The organism is uncultured Nostoc sp., assembly GCF_964245575.1.
GTDB lineage: Bacteria > Cyanobacteriota > Cyanobacteriia > Cyanobacteriales > Nostocaceae > Nostoc.
On record NZ_CAXTNP010000241.1, the window covers coordinates 1 to 5429 of the forward strand.

At 39.6% G+C, this 5429-nt stretch carries 6 protein-coding genes; 5 read left to right on the plus strand and 1 reads right to left on the minus strand.

From position 1 onward, the window contains the following. Positions 1–27: 27 nt before the first annotated feature. Complete coding sequence (locus ACFFAP_RS28930) at positions 28–1251, minus strand: FAD-dependent oxidoreductase (protein WP_375514462.1); 1224 nt, start codon at positions 1249–1251, stop codon at positions 28–30. Between the two features lie 232 nt (positions 1252–1483). On the opposite strand from ACFFAP_RS28930, the gene ACFFAP_RS28935 reads away from it, so the two are divergent. The 5 genes from ACFFAP_RS28935 (at position 1484) to ACFFAP_RS28955 (ending at position 5370) form a co-directional block, all read left to right on the plus strand. Continuing rightward, positions 1484–2227, plus strand: coding sequence for a pentapeptide repeat-containing protein (locus ACFFAP_RS28935; protein WP_375514463.1), 744 nt, complete (start codon positions 1484–1486; stop codon positions 2225–2227). A 260-nt stretch (positions 2228–2487) separates the two neighbouring features. After that, positions 2488–3963, plus strand: coding sequence for a pentapeptide repeat-containing protein (locus ACFFAP_RS28940; protein WP_375514464.1), 1476 nt, complete (start codon positions 2488–2490; stop codon positions 3961–3963). A 298-nt stretch (positions 3964–4261) separates the two neighbouring features. Then, positions 4262–4501: a hypothetical protein gene (locus tag ACFFAP_RS28945; protein WP_100900700.1), complete on the plus strand. Its 240-nt coding sequence runs from the start codon at positions 4262–4264 to the stop codon at positions 4499–4501. Next, positions 4489–4932 carry a type II toxin-antitoxin system VapC family toxin gene (locus ACFFAP_RS28950; protein WP_375514465.1) on the plus strand — a complete coding sequence of 148 codons (444 nt, stop codon included), beginning with the start codon at positions 4489–4491 and terminating at the stop codon, positions 4930–4932. The genes ACFFAP_RS28945 and ACFFAP_RS28950 overlap by 13 nt, the downstream gene beginning before the upstream one ends. A gap of 249 nt (positions 4933–5181) precedes the next feature. Next, positions 5182–5370, plus strand: coding sequence for a pentapeptide repeat-containing protein (locus tag ACFFAP_RS28955; RefSeq protein WP_375514470.1), 189 nt, complete (start codon positions 5182–5184; stop codon positions 5368–5370). Positions 5371–5429 lie beyond the last annotated feature (59 nt).

Below are 5429 nucleotides of genomic sequence, written 5' to 3' on the forward strand. Positions count from 1 at the left end.
CTCCCCCTACTCCCCACTCCCCACTCCCTACTTTCTTGTTTCTTCCAAGCGAAAGCGTTCCATGAAGCGGCGGTCAATCCAATCTTTGTAACGCCACAAGAGTTTGTGAGGTGGTAAAGTGATAAGACCTCGTGTTGCGATCGCTCGTTCATCTCCTGTACCAATTAAACTCAAATATTGTTTCTGTGGTCTATAGGGTTTGAGCGGCTTACCTAATAAAATTCGCTGCAAATTCTCAAATAAAGGTTTACCTTGCCTAACAGCAAACACCCCAGCTTTTGGACGCGGATGATTTACCATTGTGGCAATGTCACCAGCAGCAAATATCTGCGGGTGCGTTTGAGATTGCAACGTGTCCTCCACTAGAATAAAGCCTTGCTCATTAGTTCCTAGTCCAGCGATTTTTAACCACTCAGGCGCTGATGCTTGTGTTACCCAGAAAATTTTATTACACTCTACTGTCAAACCAGATTCGCATTTAATTTCAAATACTTCTTTATTTTTTCTCTCTGCTTGTAGAGAAGGGGTAATATTTTTCGGAGCGACTTTACAGACAATTTCCCCAAGATGTAGCTTAATACCTCGCTCAGTTAAAATTTGCTGCATTTGATGCTGCACTGATGAATAGTAATTGGGCATCAGTTCTTGTCCACGCTGGAATAAATGAACTTCCAGATTTTTAATTGGTTGTTGAGTTTCAATTAAAATGCGATGTAAATGAGATTGCATCGACAGCGCCAATTCTACACCACCAGCGCCTCCACCCACGATCGCAATCCTAATTGGTTCTTGAGGATTTTTACCTACAGCTTCAATTAGTTCATACCAATGTTCCAATAGCTGCGATACTGGTTTAGCTGCGATCGCATATTCTGCTGCACCTGATACAGACAGTGTGGCCGGAGTGCTGCCAATATCAATAGACAGCAAATCAAAATCTACCACAAGTCCGTTAGCACAGAGAACTTTGTTATTTTTCAAGTCTAGGGCAACTACTTTGTCAATATACAACTGTGCTTGAGCAAAGTTCGCTAAAGGTCGCAAGTCAATATGACATTCTTCGTGGCTATAAAATCCGGCAATGTGTCCTGGTAACATTCCAGAGTAGGCTGTATTTTTGGCTGCGGTAATCAACGTCAAACGGACACCAGGTAAAGGCTTTCTCCCAAACATTTTCAGGGTAATTGCATGGCTGTGACCGCCACCAATCAACACTAAGTCTTTAACTAGAGGCTGTAATTTTTGCTGCATTCAAGTAGTTAATAACAATACTATTTGAGTTGTGAGATTTTTTCTGTTCGCATAGCGCATCTGGTAAAAGAAGGCTATCCTTTATAATTAATGGTTTTTCATAAATGATTTCTAAATGCTCTATTAATGATTAGACATCAGTCAAAATCATCATGCTCCGGGTTAATTGATAGTGAAGAATGAATAATAGTCAGTACAAGTATTTTTTTAGACCTCATTTGATCACTGAAAAATGTTTACAGTAATTATTCATGCTTTTCATGGCATAAAAAATATTTTACCGAAAAATAACAGTCAAATATCAAAAATATTTCTGAGGATACATGTTTTGCATAAACAAGTTAACCAAACTCAGCATCAATCGCCAAAAGAAAGTTTAAGAATAGCAATTGAGCAATTAGGGAATAAGACAATAGAAACCAGTCTCGCTGTAATTAATGACTTAGAGCAAATTGCCCAAAATTATCCACAGTACCACTGGAGAATTATGGGTATTCTTACTACCTTTGTACGAGAAAATGCTCCTTACATGCCCCAAGAGAAATTAAGGAGCAACCTGTCAACAAAACTTCGTGTAGATATTCAAGCAGCCCTTACCGTTATCGCTAGAAGAGATGTAAACAAAGACCCAGAGAATGAGCAACTTGATTTGAGTCACACGGACATAAGAGGAGCAAATCTGAATAGGGCGAACCTAGAACACACAAATCTCTATCAAGCTAATCTTGCTGAAGCTAACCTCACAGAAGCTAATCTTGCAGGAGCAATTCTCAGTGCAGCTAACCTAGAAGGTACTAACTTATATTTAGCTAACCTAGAAGGAGCAATCCTCAGTGCAGCTAGTCTAAAAGCAGCTAACCTCTCTGGAGCTAACCTATATTGTGCAAGCTTATATTTAGCTAGACTGCATGGAGCAGTTCTTAATGATGCCATACTTGATGGGGCAAACCTCAGAGAAGCTAAATTCTCTGAGTAAAACACTAGTACCACAAGGCGGAAGTCAGCCCCTTTGGGGAAGTCAAAAGTCAAAAGTTAAAAGTCAAAATTCAAAATTCATGCATAATTGTATTCCGAGCTTCTTGCGCCATTTGAAATGGTATGTACACTATGGTATATTCCATGTCATTAACTAGTTAATTGAGTGTCTTGACACCTATTATAATTTTCTGCTAAATGCTATACTATTTTTCCTCACCATCTAAGTAATAATTCTAGGTTGTAAGGAAAATCGTTACCATGTCTTCTAAAAAGACAGACGCTCTTTTGAATTGGTTGATAACCATAACAGTTATATTTGGCTTCTCATTAACTGTAATTTTTTTCGCGTTGTCCAGTATTAAAGAATTATCAATTCAAGAAAAAATTCAGTATAGAAACCAAGCATTAACAACTACTGCAATAGTTTTTCTGGCATCGGCAGTAATATTTAATACTTATTATGCAGCAAAGCGTGCCCAAGCGATGCAGAAAAATGCGATCGCATCTGAGAAAAACTTGGAAATTGACATTCAAAATGCAAAAGTTAATCAAGACAGATTGATTTCAGAGCGCTTTATGGGGGCAATTGCCCAGCTTGGTCATGAAAAGGTTGAAACTCGGACAGGTGCAATTTATGCATTAGAAAGAGTTGCTCAGGATTTTTCCAAAGAACACTGGACAATCATGGAAATTCTCACTGCTTTTGTGCGAGAGAATGCACCTGTCCAACAGGTGAGGGTAGAGCAACAAAACCCGGAATATCAAGAAGCAGCTTACTCAGGTAGGCACAGAGGTGGGTCGCGTCCGACACAGCAGTTGGAGCAAAATCTCCATGAAGAATTTCCAAAAATCCGCACCGATATTCAAGCAGCCTTAACTGTCATCGGCAGACGTAATTTACTCGAAGACCCAAAAGATCAGAAACTTGATTTACGTAATATCGACATTAGAAGGGCAGACCTGCTAGGAGTTAATCTGCAACAAGCAGACTTACGTGGTTCTGACCTGAGTGGTGCTGACCTGCGGGGAGCAGACTTGAGTGAGGCTGACCTAAACGGCGCTAAACTCGTGAGGTCTAATCTTTATGAAACCAAATTACTAAAAGCTAGCCTTTGTGGAGCAAACCTCTGTTGGGCTAATCTCAACCGCGCTAATCTGTGTGGGGCAAACATGCGTTCAGCCAACCTCTCTGGAGCTAGTCTGCGCGTGACTAATCTGCAAGGAGCAAACCTGTATAAAGCTAACTTACAACAAGCTACCTTAAAAATCGCCAACCTCTCTGGGGCAAAGCTATTTTTAGCTAACTTGCAAGGAGCAAAATTGGGTAAAGCCAACTTGCAGATGACGGGTTTGATTGGAGCCAACCTCTCAGGAGCTAACTTGAATGGAGCCAACCTTTCTGGGGCTAATTTGAATGCAGCCAAACTCCATCAAACAGAAGTCTATTTTGCCAACCTCTCAGAAGCCAGTTTCACAGAAGCTGACCTTTATCAAGCAAACCTGATCGGAGCTAACTTGTATAAAGCGACTTTTTATCAAGCTAACCTGACTCAAGCAAACCTTATGGGAGCTAACTTTTCAGAAGCTGACCTTAGTGATGTCAAACTGGAAGGGACTATTTTAACAGGGGCTAAAAACTTAGAGTTGCAGCAGATTAGAAAAGCACTTGGCGATCGCACCACTCGTCTACCTGATTATATAGAAACACCGACAGATTGGCGACAATCAAGTTGAGTTACCGCAGCATCATTAGTTATTTGGGCGCATTCTACCAGTTTCACTTAATGCTATAGTTTTTACCAAAAGTCTCCGTAAATATTTGCGAGATGAGGAAGAAACATAATTTATGTCTGATAACAACACAGACATACCGATAAATTTGTTTATAATTCTAATTTTATTTATTGGATTATTTATTCATTTAGCGAAAAACAAGAAATAGATGAGAGTACTGCCGCCCTCTATGGCTTGTAGGAGAATATAGAAGAGAACAATCTTACCTACAGTATTAATAAATGTTGAGGGAAAAACCATGCAATCAGCTTTACGTATCACAACCAAAGTTTTACCAGGAAACAAAATAGAAATTGAAATTCCAGAAGCTGAAATAGGCGATAGCGTTGATGTATTTGTGATATTACCAGAAAAAGCTGAACCAAAACATCGTTCTGTACTGGACATTATAGAAGAAAGCCGTAGGAGACACCCTTCTCGAACTGCTGAGGATATAGACAGACAACTACAAGAAGAACGCTTATCATGGGACAGCTAATGCTTCCAACAAGTGGCTCTATTTATATAGATACTTTGGTGGCTATTTATACCATTGAAGGCAACCCTGATTATTACTCTCTTCTGCAATCACTATGGTCTAAGTTTTATGCAGGAGAAATTCAAATCATCAGCAGTGAACTAATATTAATGGAGGTTTTAGTTGTTCCTTTGCGTAATGGTAATAATTCTTTAGTAGCAAACTATGAAGAACTATTATTATCATCTCAAGTACAGTTAATTACTATTAGTCAATCAATCCTACGATCAGCTGCAAGTCTTCGGGCTAAAAGTAACCTCAAAACACCCGATGCTATTCATGCTGCAACAGTTTTCTCTGTTAATTCTAACCAATTTATTACCAACGATAAAGGCTTTCATAATGTTCCTGGTTTACCTGTTGTTATCCTCAGTGAAGTTTTAGCATCTTGAACAATGCTTACCCACTATATGATTCACAACCGCAATCAAAAATAAAAAATTCACGGGACTGAGGCAAAAACCCTTTACAATTCTCTTACTTTGCGCTCTTTGCGTCCTTCTCTACGAGAGGCTGTGCGTGTGCGAATGCGGTTCGTTAAAAAAATCAATCGTCTAGGATTGCTATATATCTGATAACAACACAGACCCTCTGAGAAATTGCTTAATAGTTCTACCGTTTATATTTAGCCTTTGTGAAGGCTGAAGGTTTATCAACAGAGCAAAGGTCAAGCCAATCTGCAAGAAGCATTCCTGATAGGGGCCAATCTACAAAGGGCAATCCTCACGGGAGCCGAAAATCTAGGACAACAGCAGATTGAATCGGCAAAAGGCGATCGCACAACAATCTTACCGGAAAATCTTCAACCACCCAAACATTGGAAAGCTTAAGTTTCACCCTTTGAACCTCAACGTTGAGCCTTTTAACTCCAACGTTGAGCCTTTTAACT

Excerpts from the sequence above, each read along its gene's own strand:
- ACFFAP_RS28930 (WP_375514462.1), bottom strand. The coding sequence starts at position 1,251 with ATGCAGCAAAAATTACAGCCTCTAGTTAAAGACTTAGTGTTGATTGGT.
- ACFFAP_RS28935 (WP_375514463.1), top strand. The coding sequence starts at position 1,484 with ATGTTTACAGTAATTATTCATGCTTTTCATGGCATAAAAAATATTTTA.
- ACFFAP_RS28940 (WP_375514464.1), top strand. The coding sequence starts at position 2,488 with ATGTCTTCTAAAAAGACAGACGCTCTTTTGAATTGGTTGATAACCATA.
- ACFFAP_RS28945 (WP_100900700.1), top strand. The coding sequence starts at position 4,262 with ATGCAATCAGCTTTACGTATCACAACCAAAGTTTTACCAGGAAACAAA.
- ACFFAP_RS28950 (WP_375514465.1), top strand. The coding sequence starts at position 4,489 with ATGGGACAGCTAATGCTTCCAACAAGTGGCTCTATTTATATAGATACT.